General features: G+C 64.2%; 1 protein-coding gene. It reads left to right on the top strand.

Annotated elements, in window-relative coordinates; translation table 11 throughout:
• Nucleotide 1: 1 nt before the first annotated feature.
• The coding region (locus tag IE99_RS0128640; RefSeq protein WP_483852550.1) for a flagellin N-terminal helical domain-containing protein at nucleotides 2–274 on the top strand (273 nt) is incomplete at its 3' end.

The raw sequence follows: 274 nt of genomic DNA, 5'->3' as shown, positions 1-274 counted from the left end.
TCTGCGTATCAATCAGAACATCGCGGCGATGAACTCGTACCGCAACCTGTCGGTGAACGACGGCTCGATGAGCAAGTCGCTGGAGAAGCTGTCCAGTGGCTTCCGCATCAACCGCGCCGCCGACGACGCCGCGGGTCTGTCGATCTCCGAGGGGCTGCGCGCCCAGACCGGCGGTCTGAAGGTCGCGGTCCGTAACGCTCAGGATGGCGTTTCGGTCGCGCAGACGGCTGAAGGCGCTCTCACCGAGACGCACTCGATCCTGCAGCGTATGCGT

The sequence above is a fragment of the Spirillospora albida genome (assembly GCF_000718255.1).
GTDB classification, from domain to species: domain Bacteria; phylum Actinomycetota; class Actinomycetes; order Streptosporangiales; family Streptosporangiaceae; genus Spirillospora; species Spirillospora albida.
This window is presented reverse-complemented; position numbering and strand designations above follow the sequence as displayed.